Here is a 16,897-nt window from a genome sequence, read left to right as displayed (position 1 = left end):
TTGTCTTATTTAAGCGGAAAGCTGGTGGCCCACTCTTTAAGTGGTGAAGGTCGACCATAGTAGAAGCCTTGTACTTGCTCACATTTTAATTCAGCCAAGACTTTCGCTTGCTCTTCCGTTTCAATACCTTCTGCAACCACTTCGACATTCATATCGCGAGTTAACGATAAGATCGCCGCGGCAATCGAGTTGTGGCCATTTTCTGCGGTTAAGTCTTTGATAAAGGCTCGGTCGATCTTCAGGCAATCAAATGGAATAGTCTGTAGGTAAGCCAGTGAAGAGTAGCCGGTACCAAAGTCATCGATAGCAATACCGACATTCATTGAGCGGATGCTCTCAATATTTTCTAATAGTAGTGGGTTATCATCAATTAAGTTGCTTTCCACCACTTCTAAGGTCAGGTTGTTTGGCGATAGCTTAGTTTTTTCTAAGATGTATTTTAACTCAGAGATAAATTGCTCAGAAGCCAACTGGTCGACGGCCACGTTAACGTGAATATGGAAGTCTGCAGGCCAGCGTCCGGCATCAATTTCATTTTGAGTATCTTGGCATGATTGCAATAAAATTTGGTAACCAATTTGATGAATCAAGCCGGTTTCTTCTGCAATCGGAATAAATTGCATTGGCGGAATCAGCCCTTTGCTTGGCGATAACCAGCGAGCCAGTGCTTCTGCGCCAATAATCTTACCGCTTTCTAGGTCAATTAAAGGTTGATAGAAAGGCACAAATTCACGGTTCTTTAAACCTTCGCTAATTTGCAAGATGGTTTGGGTGCGTTTTAACGAATCTTCTTCTATTTCAGAAGAGTAGGTCGTTTCTTTTAATTGGTGCTTCTTAGCATGGCTTAAAGCAATACTTGCCTGGCGCAGGGCTTGCTCTAGAGCGCTATTATTAATTGGGCTAGTGCCGATCACCGGAGACAGAAGTATGTTCTCCATGCCTAAGCGGATTGGTTTATCGAAGGTTTTGACGATCAAGCTAATCAGATCTTGCTTGTGGTCTGGCTCCATATTCAGTGTGATTAAGGCAAATTCACTACTGCCGACTCTTGCTTGGAAGCTATTCGCCGGGGCGATGGTTTTGATGGTTTCAGCAATCGTCTGTAGCAGTTGATCGCCGGTGTGGTAACCCAAGGTATCGTTGATATTACGGTAGCTATCAAAGCCAATAACAAACACATACCCATTGAGTCTTTTATGGTTTTTTACTGATTCAATTAAACCTTCACGACTATACAGACCGGTTAATGAGTCAAATGCTAGTTGTTTATGTAAATCGGTAAATGCCGCTTGTAGATCGGTCGCCATGTCATTAAAGGACTTAACCAAGGTATAAGTTTCAAAAGTTTGACCAGACACTGGCAGCTGAGTATTCCATTCTTTTTTGGCGAGTTTTTGCGCCGCTTTAGCGGTTTGTGTGATTGGAGAGGTCACTCTGGTTAGGAAGATAAAGCCAGTGAAGCATAACAAGATGGTGCTGCCGATAATGGTGATATTCATCATGTGCTGTTGGCTAGACATCTTGGTGAGAAATTCTGATTCTGGAATCGAGATTCCAATATGCCAGTTAAGACCGTATTGGTCTTTGAAGGGGGTGACATAGCCAAAATGTTTTTTGTTATCGAGTGAAAACTCAAATAATTGGTCATCACCTACAGATTGCGATAAGTAGGCTTTTGAGGCGGCTTTGATTACCGGATCGGTACTGGCATATATCGCACGGCGGCCACCTTCAATAGAAAGTGGGTTGTTGGTTTCAGTTTTAGGTGCATCTTCGCTGATCACGCTCAATTTGTCTGATGATTCAGACTGAGCCACTAAGCGTTGGTTAGCATCAAAAATAAAAATTGAGCGATTATGCTGACTTTTTTGTTCAGTAAGTAGTTGATTAAAGGTAGAGACTTTGATGTCCGCAGAGATCACGCCATAAAGCTGACCTTTATCTATGATTGGCGTTAACGCAGAAAGGGTAATTTCTTGCTTCTCATCATTGTTGATATAAGGTTCAGACCACATTTGCTTGCGAGCAAAAGCCACTGGAGCATACCAAGGACGAGGATGCATATTGTAGTCTTTGACGCGATAAAGCTCATTAGAGTTTCTGTTAGCGCCATCAAACACCACAAGATCATTATTGGTCGATTCATCTTTTAATAATAAAGATAGAGATTGGTCGTCTTCTTTGCGAAAGCCGTAATAATAGCCGGATTTATCAACCCCAATATTTAATGTATCAAGCTGAGGAAGTTGATCTTTTATACTTTCATAGATATCAAAAATAAAGCTCGCTTTATCCGCTGAAGTGCTAGTCGGTTCTTGAAAATGATGGATAACGGATTGGCTTAACGTGGAACTGATAATAAAAGAAGGGTAGAGATAATTCCCCAAGTTGGTTCTTACGGTCTGCGCGAGAGTCGTTAGCTCTTTTTTACTGATGTCTTCTAAGGTCGTTTGGTAACTAATCGATTGAATGACAAAAATGATAGCACTCATTGCGAATAGAATGAGCGTCAAAGGTAAAATAATGGCAGTGCGTAATGATAAACGTGGGGCTTTCATGTGAGTCAATGTATATAGAAGACAGCCCATAATTATAAATCAAAATCTGTGATCTGGTATGTATTTTTTAATAAAATTGCGTAATTATGCAGCTTTCATCACCTTTGTGAATATAGTTATTCAGTTGTCAATTTGGGGCTGATGCGTCGTTTGGTTTTTGTAACACATCAGTCTCCCTGTTTTTAACAACCAGTATGGTTCAGCCTTGAGCTTAATCTACATTGAGCTCTTTTAATTTTCTGGTCAGCGTATTTCTGCCCCAACCCAATAATTTTGCCGCATCTTGTTTATGACCATTCGTATGGGTCAATGCGGTTTGCAGTAGAATGCGCTCAAATTCTGGTTGGGCAATATTCAGAAGTTCTGATTCTCCAGCAGATAACGCTGAACGAGCCCAACTTTCTAATTGTTGTTGCCACGATCCGGCGCTGCCTTCTTGATCGGTTGGACGCTTTTCATTGAGCAGCTCAGAGGGTAGATCATTAGGAAGCACTTCGCTACCACTTGCCATCACAGTTAACCAACGACAGATGTTTTCTAATTGACGTACGTTACCTGGCCAAGGGAGTCGGTTTAAGGTTTCAACCGTGCTTGGATGCAGCGTTTTGATATCTACGCCTAGCTCATCGGCTGCACGGCCTAAAAAGTGAGAAGCCAGTTTTTCGATATCTTGGCGACGTTCACGCAATGCTGGAATATGTACACGAATGACGTTGAGACGGTGAAATAAGTCGTCACGAAAATCGCCTTGATTGACTAGCTTTTCGAGGTTTTGGTGCGTGGCTGCGATAATCCGGACATCGACACTAACCGGAGCATGGCCACCGACTCGATAAAACTGTCCATCTGCCAACACCCTCAATAGGCGCGTTTGAATATCCAGTGGCATATCGCCAATTTCATCTAAGAATAAAGTCCCGCCATTGGCTTGCTCAAAGCGGCCTTGTCTGACGCTATTGGCGCCGGTAAATGCACCTTTTTCATGACCAAACAGTTCTGATTCAATCAGGTCTTTAGGAATCGCTGCCATGTTTAAAGCAATAAACGGATTTTTTGAACGTGGACTATGGCGGTGTAGGGCATGGGCAACTAGCTCTTTACCTGTACCTGATTCACCGTTGATTAAGACCGAAATGGAAGAGCGTGATAAACGGCCAATTGCGCGAAAGACTTCTTGCATGGCTGGCGCTTCACCGAGAATTTCTGGTGTGACGGTTTTGAGGTTTTCTGTTCCGCTAGTGGCATGCTTTTGTTCATAACTATGGGTAATGGCACGCTCAACTAAGGTAAGGGTTTCATCAATATCAAAGGGCTTAGGTAGATATTCAAAAGCCCCGGTTTGATAAGCATTAACCGCGGCATCTAAATCCGAGTGAGCGGTCATAATAATAACCGGTAAATCTGGGTGACTGGTTTGCACTTGTTTTAGTAGCGCTAAGCCATCCATACCCGACATGCGAATATCGGAAATTAACACATCAGGAGTTTCACGCTCTAATGCCAAAAGTACGCTTTCCGCATCAGCGAATGTTTCACACTGGATATTCGCTGATGATAATGTTTTTTCTAGTACCCAACGGATTGAGCTGTCGTCATCAACGACCCATACAAATCCTTTACTCATATCCTAATTCCTTGCGCAAGTTCGATAAATTAAACAACATTTGGCACTCCCGATTTTTAAACCGTTTGGATCGGTAAATAAATGGTAAATACGGTATGCCCTGGCCAACTTTCAACGTCAATTTTTCCGTTGTGTTGGTCGATAATATTTTGTGAGATAGAGAGTCCGAGCCCAGTACCGCCTTCTCGCCCACTGACCATGGGGTAGAACAAGGTGTCTTGTAATTCACTTGGAATGCCGGGACCGTTATCCATGATTTCAATCCGAGCCACCAACTTATGGCGTTGACCCTGAATGTTGGCTTGATAAACGGTACGGGTTTTTATGGTAATCGTACCGTCGGGTTGTGAAGCTAAAATTTGCGCCGCGTTACTGGTAATGTTTAAGAAGGCTTGCTCGACCTGATCGGCATCCATCACAATATGCGGCATACTAGGATCGTAATCACGTTCAATAATAACTTGGTTAGCAAATTCCAATTCAACTAACTGACGAGCTTTTTCTAATACTTCATGCAAATTGGCCGGTGACCTTTTTCCCGGCTTTTGTGGGCCAAGTAGGCGATCGACTAAAGCTCGCAGACGGTCAGCTTGTTCAATAATGATTTGGGTGTATTCGTTTAAATTAGGGTCGGGTAGCATGCGACCTAATAACTGTGCTGCGCCTCTTAGCCCCCCAAGTGGGTTTTTGATTTCGTGCGCTAAACCGCGAACTAACAGTTTGGCCGCTTGTTGTTGTGCGTGCTGATTGAGCTCTTGACTTAAGCGACGTTGTGAATCGATTTTGCGGATCTCAACCAATAGCATTAGGGGTTGTTTGTCATTAGATTTTACTGAAACCGGGCTGGCGGTAACTTCAAGTAGCATTGGCTTACCATTGATCACGAAGGTCACGTCGCTATCAGTGATACTTTGACCACTTTGTAATGGTTGGGTAAACAACGCCAAATCCATCGAAGCATGCTGTATTAATTGAGATAAGGCGGTGTTAAGTAGTCGCTTGGCACTTTGAGAAAATAATTGTTCTGCCGCAGGGTTAGCATAATGAATCGTCAATTTTTCATCGAGTAATAAAGTTGCCGTTACCATATTGCCAAGAATCGTGGTAACCAGCTCATCACTTTGAATTGTTTGCTTGTTCATTATGCTCACATCCATTATGTTGCACTAAAAAGGTGCACTTGAAAGTTTCAGTATGGAGCATGATAAAATTGAGCACAAACAAAATAGTGTTTTTAGGTTTTGTTTTTAAGCAGTTAGCTAAGCTGGCTGCTTATTTTAGCTAGGGTTAACGGCTTATGCTTTATAGATCATACTTCTACTTCACAGTTGTTCTATGTAGGTGCACTGTGATTGTATTGGATGATGCAATAACCTTGCCGCTTTCGACAACATTTACCGAAAAGGTATGTGAGCCTCGGTCTATATTTTTTAATTCCCATAAAGATGGTGTCTGTGGCGCACCATAAGGCTGCGTATCCATCATTAATTGCAATGACTGGCCTACTCCTAACTTCTTACTGAGCTCAACTTGCACCGTAATAAAGCCTCGATTACTACGGATGGTTTGATCGTCTTGTAGGCTAATAATCTTTAGATCAATCTTTTTATCCACCTCTGATGATAGCTTTGTGGTTTTTTGTTTGTCTTTAGCTAATTCACTCTTTTCTGTAGGAATAGTGGTATTCACCATATCTTGGGTTTCAGGTGAATCTTGAGCTTCAGTTGACCCAAGCGAGCTAGCCGCTGAGCTTTGCGCTTGAACAACTTGAGTACTGTCGCTGTATTGAGGTTCTGGAGCCGGGGCTTTTATATCCGGCAGAGAAAGCACTTCTTTGCTATCGGCTTTTGCTGGTGGTGGACTGTCACTAAAGTGTGTCACCCCTTTACTATCTGTCCATTTATAAACTTGTCCTGCCAGAGTAGCTTGACTCATGATCAGGCTAAATAACAATACTGGTATGTGGATCCGTTTCATAATGGGCACCGTGATCGTCGTGTTGATGATTGCTTATTATTTACTGCTTATGGATAGCTTAATTGATGGTTGTGTGGCGACAATAAAAAAAAGGCTCACCTGAGAGGCGAGCCTAAAATTTTCATTGGGTTTACACCGTTACAAAATAAATCTGATCAGGTTAACCGGTTTGATTATACCGAGTAGTACAATTCAAACTCTAATGGGTGCGTTGCCATGTTAACACGCTCAACATCTTTTGATTTCAGGTCGATATAAGAATCGATGAAATCATCAGAGAATACGCCACCAGAAGTTAAGAATTCACGGTCTTCGTCTAGTGCTTTAAGAGCGATCTCGAGAGATTCTGCTACTTTTGGAATCTCAGCCGCTTCTTCTGCCGGTAGGTCGTACAAGTCTTTATCCATAGCATCGCCAGGGTGGATCTTGTTCTTAATACCGTCAAGACCAGCCATTAGCAATGCCGCAAACGCTAGGTATGGGTTAGCTGCTGGATCTGGGAAGCGAGCTTCGATACGACGCGCTTTCGGGCTTGGTACTACTGGGATACGAATTGATGCAGAACGGTTACGTGCAGAGTATGCAAGCATAACTGGTGCTTCGAATCCTGGTACTAGACGCTTGTATGAGTTAGTTGATGGGTTAGCAAAGGCGTTAATCGCACGCGCATGCTTGATCACGCCACCAATGTAGTAAAGCGCCATTTCAGATAAGCCGCCGTACTTATCACCCGCAAATAGGTTAACCCCATCTTTCGCAAGTGACATGTGCACGTGCATACCAGAGCCGTTATCACCAACGAGTGGCTTAGGCATAAAGGTGGCAGTTTTACCGTAAGCATGAGCGACGTTATGAACCACATATTTGTAGATCTGAATCTCATCGGCTTTTTCAGTTAAGGTGTTAAAACGAGTTGCGATTTCATTTTGACCTGCAGTCGCTACTTCATGGTGATGCGCTTCAACAACTAAGCCCATTTCTTCCATGATTAAACACATTGCTGAACGAATGTCTTGAGATGAATCAACGGGTGCTACTGGGAAATAACCGCCTTTCACACCTGGACGGTGACCTTTGTTACCGCCTTCATATTCAGTGCCGGTATTCCAACAAGCTTCAACATCATCAAGCTTGAAGAATGAACCAGAAATATCATTGCCGAACTTCACATCATCAAATAAGAAGAACTCTGGTTCTGGACCAATTAATACCGTGTCAGCAAAGCCTGCTGCACGCATATGATCTTCAGCGCGTTTTGCGATTGAACGTGGGTCACGATCGTAGCCTTGCATTGTGGCAGGCTCTAGGATGTCACAACGGATATTAAGCGTGGCATCTTCGGTGAATGGGTCTAAAACGGCGCTTGATGCATCTGGCATCATCACCATGTCTGATTCGTTAATGCCTTTCCAGCCGGCAACTGAAGAGCCATCAAACATTTTACCGTCTTCAAAGAAGTCAGCATCGACTTGGTGAGCTGGAATTGAGATATGTTGTTCTTTACCTTTGGTATCGGTAAAGCGTAAATCAACAAACTTAACTTCGTTTTCTGTGATCAGAGAGAGTACATTTTCTACTGACATCTTGGATAACCTCCGGTGTTATTAATACTGTTTGAACGATAAAAGAGATTCAAACTAATGAATCTAGCTTTTAGCGATCTTGATTCTATAAAAAGTAATCAACGATGCTTTGAGTAAAGCTAAAATCGTGCCAAAAAAATAAATCCTTTAAAAACATAAAGATAAAATTATTTATGCCAATAGAGTGCATTTACTTGCACTATTTTGGGTTTCGGTTGCACAATATTGGTGCGCTACGCACCGTGGTGATGCAAACGGTTAAATAACTCGTCCTATTCAGCCGAGAATTGATCGATTTGTCAATGTGAAAACTAAGGTAAATATGCAACATGGTGTGTAGAGCGCATTATTTCTATTTTTTTATGCAGTTTTAAAAGACTGAAGGGGGAGAGTGTTCTATCTTGTTGATTAGGCTGTCTATTTTTTTCTTTTAACCAAAGGGTAACTGACGATTAAGCGAAAATGCTTAACGTGGTTTACACTAAAATAGTCATTTTCGGGTAATATTTGTCCGTTAATGTGACATATTCCTAGGTTTTTTCGGAAAATCTGATACATTTACGACCGTTTTTTAAATCAAATTCGTCCAGTGTCTGGGCGTCTTACATAAGTGAACCGAATTGCATGACTACTCCACAGATTGATAAGTTAAGAAATATCGCGATTATCGCGCACGTTGACCACGGTAAAACGACTTTGGTTGATAAGCTATTACAACAATCGGGTACGCTTGAATCTCGTGGTGAAGCTGAAGAGCGCGTCATGGATTCGAACGACATCGAAAAAGAGCGTGGTATTACCATTCTTGCGAAAAATACCGCGATTGACTGGAACGATTACCGAATCAATATCGTCGATACCCCTGGACACGCCGATTTCGGTGGTGAAGTTGAGCGTATTATGTCAATGGTTGACTCGGTGCTTCTTATCGTTGATGCGGTTGATGGTCCTATGCCTCAAACGCGTTTCGTAACTCAAAAAGCATTCGCACACGGCTTGAAGCCAATCGTTGTTATCAATAAAATCGACCGCCCTGGTGCTCGTCCTGATTGGGTTATGGATCAAGTATTCGACCTATTTGACAACCTAGGTGCAACCGATGAGCAACTAGACTTCCAAGTGGTTTACGCTTCAGCATTAAACGGTTGGGCAACTTTGGAAGAAGGCGAAACTGGCGAGAACATGGAACCACTATTCCAAGCAATCGTTGATAACGTTGAATGTCCAAATGTTGATATCCAAGGTTCACTGCAAATGCAGGTGTCTCAACTTGATTACAACTCTTACGTTGGTGTAATCGGTGTATGTCGTGTAACTCGCGGTAGCGTTAAACCAAACCAACAAGTGACTATCGTTGGTGCTGATGGTAAGAAACGTAACGGTAAAGTGGGTACGGTTCTAGGTTACCTTGGTCTTGAGCGTCACGAAGTTGAACAAGCTAACGCGGGTGACATCATCGCAATTACTGGTCTTGGTGAGCTTAAAATCTCTGACACCATCTGTGATGTAAACAATGTTGAACCAATGACGCCGTTATCGGTTGATGAACCAACAGTAACTATGACGTTCCAAGTAAACACTTCTCCGTTCGCGGGTAAAGAAGGTAAGTTCGTGACTTCACGTAACATCCTTGAGCGTCTAGAAAAAGAATTAGTGCACAACGTAGCATTACGCGTTGAGCAAACAGACGATCCAGATAAATTCAAAGTATCAGGTCGTGGTGAACTTCACCTTTCAATTCTGATCGAAAACATGCGTCGTGAAGGCTTCGAGCTTGCAGTATCACGTCCAGAAGTTATCGAAAAAGAAATTGATGGCAAACTAATGGAACCGTTTGAAAAAGTGACTATCGATGTGCTTGAAGAGCACCAAGGTGGCATCATGGAAAACATCGGTATCCGTAAAGGTGAGCTAACTGATATGGCACCAGATGGTAAAGGCCGTGTTCGCATGGACTTCTACATGCCTTCTCGTGGCTTGATTGGTTTCCAAACTGAGTTCCTAACACTGACTTCAGGTTCTGGTCTTCTTTACCATACGTTTGAGCGTTACGACGACCATAAAGGTGGCGTAATCGGTCAACGTAGCAACGGTGTATTAATCTCGAATGCAACCGGTAAAGCACTAACGTACGCATTGTTTAACTTACAAGATCGTGGTCGTTTATTTGCAGAGCACGCTGATGAAGTTTATGAAGGTCAAGTTATTGGTATTCATAACCGTAACAACGACTTAACCGTTAACTGTCTGAAAGGTAAGCAGCTAACTAACGTTCGTGCCTCTGGTACAGATGAAGCTCAAACGCTTTCGCCTGCTATTAAGTTCACTCTAGAGCAAGCTTTAGAATTCATCGATGATGATGAACTAGTAGAAGTAACACCAGAAAGCATCCGTATCCGTAAGCGTCATTTGACTGAAAATGAGCGTAAACGTGCGGGTCGTGCTCCTAAATAATAATTGGTATTAACTCAACATTAATGCACAATTTGAGCCGATGCTATTAATGCATCGGCTTTTTTATTATGCTTAAAAAATACATGAATCAATCATTAGGGACGTGATGATGGACAAAAAAATCAGTGTATGTATCCATTATTTGGTGTACCTAAAGGATCGCATCGTTCGTGATCGGTTAGCGGTGAATGCCGGCTATATGGCTTATATTTCACTACTATCACTGGTGCCATTGGTGACGGTTCTAGTCACAACGCTATCTCAATTTCCTGTTTTTCACGGCATTACGGAACAAATTCAAGAGTTTGTTTTTCTTAACTTTATGCCAGCCGCTGGGGATGCGGTCAAAAATGCGTTGAATATCTTTGTTTCTAATACCTCAAGTATGACGGCAATTGGTGGTGCCTTTGTTTTTATTACCGCCATGATGTTGGTTTCTACTATCGATAAGAATTTGAATTTTATTTGGCGAGTGAAGCGTAAACGTCGTTTAGTTTATTCATTTTCCATGTATTGGATGGTATTAACTTTAGGCCCTTTATTGATGGGTGCCAGTTTAGCGTTGAGTTCATATATCACGTCAGAGCAATATATTAGCCTAGAAGTGGTCAGTGGTATTTACCGAATTTTGCCTATGATTTTATCGATGTCGACTTTCGTCGTCTTGTATATGTTAGTGCCAAATATTAAAGTGAAATTCTTCCATGCTTGCACTGGTGCTTTAGTGGCGGGGTTACTCTTCGAATTCTCGAAAAAAGGCTTCGCGATGTATATTACTGCCTTTCCTTCTTATCAATTGATTTATGGGGCACTGGCTGCGATACCTATTTTGTTTGTCTGGGTGTATTTATGTTGGTTTATCGTATTGGTCGGTGCGGAAGTGACCGCAAGCCTTGGCGAACGAGAAGACTGGTATGATGAAGAGCCATACCATCCACTACAAAAGTTAAAAGAACAATTTAGTCGTAAAAGGAATGATCTGTGATTGCTTTGATCCAAAGAGTCAGTGAAGCCAGTGTTAAGGTAGATGGTGAGATTGTCGGTAGTATTAATCAAGGTTTATTGGTGCTACTAGGGGTAGAAAAAGGCGATGATGAAGCAAAAGCCAAACGCTTGAGCGAACGAGTATTAGGTTATCGAATTTTTGAAGATGACCAAGGAAAAATGAACCTCAATGTGAAGCAAGCGGTTGGCGAAGTATTAGTGGTATCGCAATTTACCTTACCTGCGGATACGCAAAAAGGCATGCGTCCAAGCTTTTCTAAAGGCGCCGATCCACAAGAAGCAGAAAGGTTATACCACCATTTTTCACAGTGCTGTCAGCAAGCGGATGTTCATACTGAAAACGGACAATTTGCCGCTGATATGAAAGTGGCGCTGATCAACGACGGACCGGTGACCTTCTGGTTACAAGTTTAAAGTAATAACGAAAGGTCAAAAGACCCTAGTAAACGAATATTAAATAGTAAGGGATTTACATGTTTAAGTTAGTGACGCCAAAAACCGAATCTGACTTGCAAAAATATTATTATTTTCGCTGGCAAATGTTGCGAGAGCCTTTTCATCAACCGCAAGGATCAGAGCGAGATGAATATGACGAAATGAGTGCTCATCGTATGATTGTCGATGGGCGTGGCCGCATTATGGCGGTAGGGCGTATGTATTTAACTCCTAATAGCGAAGGTCAAGTACGCTATATGGCGGTGCATCCTCAGCATAGAGGCAAAGGTTTAGGCTCATTGATTTTGGTGGCGTTAGAGTCTTATGCATTACAAGAGGGTGCCAAACGCTTAGTGTGTAACTCTCGCGAAGATGCAATTAACTTTTACGCCAAGAATGGTTTTGAAAGCCAGGGTGAACTCAGTGATGAGAGGGGGCCGACTCGTCACCAACAAATGTTGAAGCGTTTAAAAGAGAGTGCCAATGTATCACGTCGTCCTGACTGGTGTGATGAATTGCAAAAGCGGTGGCGACAAGAGATCCCCATTTGTGCTGCGATGGGGATTCGTATTAGCCAATATACTGGTTACCAATTTGAATGTTCAGCACCACTTAATCCGAACATCAACCCACATGAAACCATGTTTGCTGGCTCATTATTTACCTTAACCACATTAACGGGGTGGGGTATGGCTTGGTTGTTAATGCGAGAAAAAGGGCTCGAAGCGGATATTATTCTGGCCGATAGCCAAGTGCGTTTTCGCGCCCCGGTGACAGAGAGCCCAGTGGCGGTGACTTCTTTAGATGGCATTAGTGGTGATTTAGATCGTTTAGTCAATGGACGTCGCGCGCGGGTGATCGTGAAAGTCACGGTTTATAGTGGTGATGTGGCTGCGGTGGAGTTTACCGGCACCTATATGCTGATGACAGACTTTTTAGGCGAAGCGCCGCTGGTTAAGTAATAGCTTAAATTAAACCAGAAAAAATGCATAAAGGCGGTGATAGTTGATTCTATCACCGCCTTTTATTTACGTTTCAGTCATGTGGCTATTTTTTATACCAATCGTACTGATTATCTGCTCATCCTTACTTGTTAAAAGGCTCGATAACTTCATTGGAAATTTTGATTGTAGAATAACTACTTATCGAAAATTTTCGTCTTGTTCTCAAGCCTTTTTCCTACGCAATTCCTGATCATCTAATTAGTGTGATTGGTATTATTTGCTGTGTTTAGTGGCAGTTATTTTCCACTAATACTGAGTCTTTATGACTGAGTAAATCAAACACTAATGCTTGGCATTCACCTTGTAATCGATATTGCAGGTTGCCTTTTTCTGGGAATAAAAAGTCGTATTCACCACCTAGATGAGCAGAGAAGTCTTTGCCTTCAATCTTAAATGGTTTAAGTGATAAACGTCCTCGGTCAGCCACTAAATGTATATCGCTGATAGTAACAGGCTGGACTTTTTTGTCTTTTGGCTTAGCAGGTTTTACTGGTGCCGTTTTATCTTCTGCGTCTGCGCTATCTTCTGAGTCTGCGATAGTCGCTTGGTCTTGTGGTGGTGCCAAGGGTGGCAATTCAATACCTTGATTACGAAGCCATAAGGTTTGGAAGTCATCATCGCTGGTGGCACGAGTTACGCTGGCATTAAGCTGTCCGGTGACACTATGGTTGAATATTAATTGATCGCCATATAAGCCTTCACCGTTAACCGTAAAATCGGTAATACCATCTAAATACAGCGGCAAGTTAAACCAGCGAGAGAAGAAGCGTAGCGGGATCCCAGAGGCTTCCAAATCAAGCTTCCAAGGCTGACTGGTTTGGCTAAATGCCACCTCTCCAGAGCCTTTGACTAAGCCATTTTCTAATGGAATAAACAGTTTATCCAGCCAAAAGTGACCTTTTTCACTGCGCATACTGGCCAGTAGATTTTTACTATTAACGCTATCGTAGCTAGCACGATTGGCACTAATGCTTAATTCACCTTGCCATAAACCCCAATCGCCTTGTTTCTTTATTTCAAGGTTATCACCCTCAATACTTAACCCGGTTGCTTGCTTGGCTGGGGAAGTGGTGAGATCGATAAATTGGACATTGTTAATGGTCAGCATCTTGGCTTTAAGAGACTGTAAGCTCTGTAAGTAATCCAGTGCTAACTGTTTAGATTCGGCGGTTGGAATCCATTTCATATTATTAATATTGAATTGTGACAAGTCGAAACCAGTTGGGGTTGCTTGACCTTGAATGTGCAGATTACCTTGCAGCATTTCTAATGAAATATCTTGGATGTTAGCGATATTGGGTTGCAAGTTAATATCTAAAGCCGGTGAATGAATCGCCTGACCAAACGCGCTCATGGTATCGGCGGTAGCAAAGATAGAGGCATTTTGCTGCTGCCAAAAATCAAATGGTAAGCGAAGCTGTTCAGCGGTTAGCTTAATATTATTAATTGAAAAATTAGGCACTTCGATGCTGGAATTGCTGATTTCTAGATCATTGATTGCCATTGCTTGTTGATTAAACCAATCGATACTTTGTTGGCTAATATTATCGAGGCTATTTTGTTGTAAGCGTAATCCACTCATTGTCACACGAGGCAGTTGCCAGATTTTTTGTGATTGCTTTTTGGTAGCTTGAGCTGAAAATTGGCCTTTGCGCCACTGGAATCGAATATCGTAAAAGGTTGAATGCTCAGGCGTTATATCACCATCAAGAAATAAGTTGTTGATGGCTTCACCTTGCCAATAGAGTTGTCCGGCAGAGAGTTGAACTTCACCATAAAACGGCAGTAGCTTAGCGTCACGTTGTGTAGGGTGCTTGATCTGAATGTTCAGATCTCGACCGACCCAACCGTTATCGGCAAAGTCGATATTAGTCAGTGATAATTTGTTTAATTGGATATAGTTTGGCAATCCTAGCTTAGGCCAACCTGTTTGTAGGCTGATGCCATCAATCACCACATTATCAATTTGTAGCCGGTTATCTAGCCAAGCATGCTTTCCCAACCAAATATCCATCTTTTCGACGAGAATTGGTTCAGCATTTTGATGTTTAATTAGCACGCCATCGAGCTGTAGATGCTTAGGTTCTTGATACGAATAACTGACGTCACGAACTTGGATATTATCTTGGTAAGCATATTCAAGAACCGTATTGACTACCTGAGCGGCATATTTAGTGTGTAAGGCTGCGTAAGAAGCGGAAAGGGCGACAACCACTAATGAAATCAAGCCGACAACAATGGCTAGCAGTTTTCTCATGTAACGTCCTGTTTATTCATATCCCCATTAATGAGGCGGTTAGAGCTATGAAGTATAAGCAGTTATTAGTTTAGGTACAATTATTCCTGCTTTGATTGTGGGGACCCTCTTAATGCTTGAAGTTGCCGTCTATTCTCTTCACAGCCACTCCAATTATTTTGGGTATACAATAAATAATAAAAAACGAGAAACCGCTAAGTCTCTCGTTTCAGTTAAGTTATTTTAGATATAAAACTACAATTGAGGTCCGGCCTTAACCAAGGCTTTACCTTCATTATTGTCAGTATATTGAGCAAAGTTTTTAATGAAAAGTTGCGCCAGTTCATCGGCTTTAACTTGCCATTGTTCTGCCGTTACATAGGTATCTCTAGGATCGAGAATTTGGCTATCAACATTTGGTAGTTCAGTTGGTACTTCAAGGTTAAAGGTTGGAATAACCTTAGTTGGTGCGTGATCGATAGAACCATCTAAAATCGCATCAATAATGCCACGAGTATCTTGAATTGATATACGTTTACCGCTGCCATTCCAACCGGTATTCACCAAGTAAGCTTCCGCGCCAGCCGCTTCCATACGTTTCACTAACACTTCTGCATATTGCGTTGGGTGCAAGGTTAAGAATGCAGCGCCAAAGGCAGCGGAGAAGGTTGGGGTTGGTTCGGTGATCCCGCGTTCTGTACCGGCTAGTTTTGCGGTAAAGCCAGATAAGAAGTGGTACTTAGTTTGCTCTGGAGTCAGTTTTGAAACCGGAGGAAGAACCCCAAAGGCATCCGCGGTTAAGAAAATCACTTTCTGTGCATGACCGGCTTTAGAGACTGGCTTAACAATATTATCAATGTGATAAATCGGGTAAGAAACACGTGTGTTTTCGGTTTTTGAGTTGTCATCAAAATCGATAATACCATCTTCTGAAACCGTCACATTTTCTAATAATGCGTCACGGCGAATTGCATTATAAATATCCGGTTCTGCTTCTTTCGACAGCTTGATGGTTTTGGCGTAGCAACCGCCTTCAAAGTTAAATACGCCATCATCATCCCAACCATGTTCGTCATCGCCAATTAGCTGACGTTTCGGATCGGTAGATAGGGTTGTTTTGCCAGTGCCTGATAGACCAAAGAAAATTGCTACGTCACCGTCTTCGCCTACGTTGGCAGAGCAATGCATGGATGCTATGCCTTTAAGTGGCAGTAGGTAGTTCATCATGGCGAACATACCTTTTTTCATTTCGCCGCCATACCAAGTACCACCAATAATTTGAATGCGTTCGGTTAAGTTAAAGGCGACAAAGTTTTCGGAGTTTAACCCCTGTGCTTGCCAATTAGGATTGGTGATTTTAGCGCCATTCATGACGATGAAGTCGGGCTCGAAATCTTGCAGCTCTTGTTCGGTTGGGCGGATGAACATGTTTTTGACGAAATGAGCTTGCCATGCGACCTCAGTGATCACTCGAACTTTCAAGCGTGATTCAGGGTTTGCCCCACAGAAACAATCGACCACGAAAAGACGTTTGTCAGAAAGCTGGTTGGTCACCAAAGATTTTAAATCGGCCCATACCTCTGGTGTGATTGGTTTGTTATCGTTTTTACCTTGATCGGACCACCATAAGGTATCTTTAGTGACATCATCTTTTACGATGTACTTATCTTTCGGTGAGCGACCAGTAAAAATACCGGTATCGACAGAAACCGCGCCGAGCTCAGTAACGATACCTTTTTCATAGCCGCTTAAATTTGCCTTGGTCTCTTCAATAAACAATTGTTCATAACTTGGATTACGAATAACGTCAGTGGCGCCAGTAATGCCGTAAGTTGTGAGATCCAACTGAGATACAGTGGTCGTTTGCTCCATAACGGTCATAGATGCTCCTTAATAGGAAATTTGTAGGGAATATTATAATTCTAGGTAATGATCCTCATATAACCACTTTCTGCGTGTGGTTTATTTGAGGATCATAACAATTTTAGCAAAATTCGTAGTACAAAAAGGAGGGATCAAGA

The 16,897-nt window shown here is 42.4% G+C and carries 11 protein-coding genes; 4 read left to right on the top strand and 7 right to left on the bottom strand.

Annotated features, from left to right (window positions below; genetic code table 11):
- Nucleotides 1–5 precede the first annotated feature (5 nt).
- The 5 genes from K358_RS0117570 to glnA form a co-directional block, all read right to left on the bottom strand.
- Nucleotides 6–2,558 carry a bifunctional diguanylate cyclase/phosphodiesterase gene (locus tag K358_RS0117570; RefSeq protein ID WP_038150408.1) on the bottom strand — a complete coding sequence of 851 codons (2,553 nt, stop codon included), beginning with the start codon at nt 2,556–2,558 and terminating at the stop codon, nt 6–8.
- A gap of 211 nt (nt 2,559–2,769) precedes the next feature.
- On the bottom strand, nt 2,770–4,182 hold the full coding sequence (glnG, locus tag K358_RS0117565) for a nitrogen regulation protein NR(I) (protein WP_027698041.1): 1,413 nt from the start codon (nt 4,180–4,182) through the stop codon (nt 2,770–2,772).
- Between the two features lie 56 nt (nt 4,183–4,238).
- On the bottom strand, nt 4,239–5,324 hold the full coding sequence (gene glnL, locus K358_RS0117560) for a nitrogen regulation protein NR(II) (protein WP_027698040.1): 1,086 nt from the start codon (nt 5,322–5,324) through the stop codon (nt 4,239–4,241).
- Between the two features lie 175 nt (nt 5,325–5,499).
- The gene (locus tag K358_RS0117555) at nt 5,500–6,159 is read right to left on the bottom strand and encodes a DUF4124 domain-containing protein (RefSeq protein ID WP_027698039.1); all 660 of its coding nucleotides are present in this window, start codon (nt 6,157–6,159) and stop codon (nt 5,500–5,502) included.
- Between the two features lie 173 nt (nt 6,160–6,332).
- A complete protein-coding gene (gene glnA, locus K358_RS0117550) occupies nt 6,333–7,742 on the bottom strand; it encodes a glutamate--ammonia ligase (RefSeq protein WP_027698038.1) in 1,410 nt (469 codons plus the stop codon).
- Nucleotides 7,743–8,366: 624 nt separating this feature from the next.
- Between glnA and typA the strand changes: the two genes are divergently transcribed.
- From typA to K358_RS0117530, 4 genes are all read left to right on the top strand, one after another.
- Nucleotides 8,367–10,196, top strand: a complete 1,830-nt coding sequence (typA, locus tag K358_RS0117545; RefSeq protein ID WP_027698037.1) for a translational GTPase TypA — start codon at nt 8,367–8,369, stop codon at nt 10,194–10,196.
- A 109-nt stretch (nt 10,197–10,305) separates the two neighbouring features.
- Nucleotides 10,306–11,181, top strand: a complete 876-nt coding sequence (locus K358_RS0117540; RefSeq protein WP_038150404.1) for a virulence factor BrkB family protein — start codon at nt 10,306–10,308, stop codon at nt 11,179–11,181.
- Nucleotides 11,178–11,615 (top strand): D-aminoacyl-tRNA deacylase, encoded by a 438-nt coding sequence (dtd, locus tag K358_RS0117535; protein WP_027698035.1) that lies wholly within the window; start codon nt 11,178–11,180, stop codon nt 11,613–11,615. Before K358_RS0117540 ends, dtd begins: the two co-directional genes overlap by 4 nt.
- A gap of 59 nt (nt 11,616–11,674) precedes the next feature.
- On the top strand, nt 11,675–12,598 hold the full coding sequence (locus K358_RS0117530; RefSeq protein WP_027698034.1) for a bifunctional GNAT family N-acetyltransferase/hotdog fold thioesterase: 924 nt from the start codon (nt 11,675–11,677) through the stop codon (nt 12,596–12,598).
- A 268-nt stretch (nt 12,599–12,866) separates the two neighbouring features.
- Here K358_RS0117530 and K358_RS0117525 read toward each other — a convergent pair whose 3' ends face one another.
- On the bottom strand, nt 12,867–14,897 hold the full coding sequence (locus K358_RS0117525; protein ID WP_027698033.1) for an AsmA family protein: 2,031 nt from the start codon (nt 14,895–14,897) through the stop codon (nt 12,867–12,869).
- A 234-nt stretch (nt 14,898–15,131) separates the two neighbouring features.
- Nucleotides 15,132–16,757: a phosphoenolpyruvate carboxykinase (ATP) gene (gene pckA / locus K358_RS0117520; RefSeq protein ID WP_027698032.1), complete on the bottom strand. Its 1,626-nt coding sequence runs from the start codon at nt 16,755–16,757 to the stop codon at nt 15,132–15,134.
- Nucleotides 16,758–16,897 lie beyond the last annotated feature (140 nt).

Origin of the sequence: Vibrio litoralis DSM 17657 (assembly GCF_000426765.1) — a bacterium.
GTDB classification, from domain to species: domain Bacteria; phylum Pseudomonadota; class Gammaproteobacteria; order Enterobacterales; family Vibrionaceae; genus Vibrio; species Vibrio litoralis.
Note: the sequence above shows the minus strand (reverse complement) of the source record. Positions and strands in the feature narration are given on the sequence as shown.